The organism is Flavobacterium branchiophilum NBRC 15030 = ATCC 35035 (genome assembly GCF_002217205.1).
Classification (GTDB): Bacteria; Bacteroidota; Bacteroidia; order Flavobacteriales; family Flavobacteriaceae; genus Flavobacterium; species Flavobacterium branchiophilum.
In genome coordinates this window covers 1-1129 of sequence record NZ_MUGT01000042.1, presented here as the reverse complement: position 1 = coordinate 1129, position 1129 = coordinate 1, and the positions used below count along the sequence as shown (strand labels likewise).

1 protein-coding gene is annotated in these 1129 nt (G+C 37.3%); it reads right to left on the bottom strand.

The features are described from left to right. Positions 1-77: 77 nt before the first annotated feature. Positions 78-1103 (bottom strand): helix-turn-helix transcriptional regulator, encoded by a 1026-nt coding sequence (locus tag B0A58_RS05730; protein ID WP_089080241.1) that lies wholly within the window; start codon positions 1101-1103, stop codon positions 78-80. Positions 1104-1129 lie beyond the last annotated feature (26 nt).

Below are 1129 nucleotides of genomic sequence, written 5' to 3'. Positions count from 1 at the left end.
GCATCTTTGGACTATTTTATAAATATATTTGGTATTACATAATTAAAGGATTAAAATAGTGGTTTCAGGTATAAAATTTATATGCCATCTTCGGCTTCATATAGCATCAAACTTTCTTTTAAAATGCGTTTCATTCGGTTGCGAAGGCGTTCGGGTTTGAGCACTTCTAGTCCGTTTCCAAAACCAAGGAAAAGGCGTTCCATTTCGAAGTTTTCAATCAAATAAAGATTGATGATAATGCTGCCGTCCTCATTGGTTTGCAAATGGCGTTGCGAACCATGCAAAGGTTTTGTGAGTACATAAGGTGCATTGGTGGCATCTATCCAAAGGCGAATGGCTCGGGGTTGCACTCCTGTATTAACGGTTACACCTATGACGTTTTTGTAGAATGCTTCAGCATCAAAATCGGTAGCAATAAATGGCATTTGAAAGTTGAAATCCAGACGCTCAATCCGATCCAAAGCGAGATTTGAAATGGGGTGCGATTCTTTTCTTTTACCTACCATAAACCAACGATTGTTGAATTCTTTGAGCAAAAAAGGAAAAAAAGTGAACTGACTCGCTTCTTGTGATTTGAAGGATTTATAAGTTACGACCAACACTATTTTTTTGACAATCGCTTGATAAATTTGTTCCAAAAAAGGAAGTCCTTTTAGCTTTTCGTTTTTATCCAAATGAATCACAGGTTGGGTATGTGATTTTTCGGCATAGATTTTATCTTCCAAACGTTGTACAATATCCGAAACATCGTTGAAAAGCGAAAAATCCTTGAATTGTTTCAACATTGAAACGGTTTCCGTCAGCACATTGATGTCGGTTTCCGTCAGCGGAATATCGGTGATGCTAAAATCTTCGTCGGCATATCGGTAAAATTTTTTGTCATAAACTTCTATAGGAGCATTGTAACCCAATTTCTCGCTCCGCATCAGCTGAATATCCAGCTGAATGGTGCGTTTGCTCACCGGATTTTCTTTGCCTTCAAATTCATAAAGTGCTTCACTACAAGCATTTATTAAATCCTCAAGCGTCCATTGTTTATAATGGTTTTGCAAGCATTTATCGATTGTTTTGTACCGAATTAAAGCGTTTTTGTTTTGTGCCATGGGTTTTATTTTTTAACCCAACTTGC

Bases quoted from the DNA above. Each gene is read 5' to 3' on its own strand.
- B0A58_RS05730 (WP_089080241.1), bottom strand. From the start codon at position 1,103: ATGGCACAAAACAAAAACGCTTTAATTCGGTACAAAACAATCGATAAA.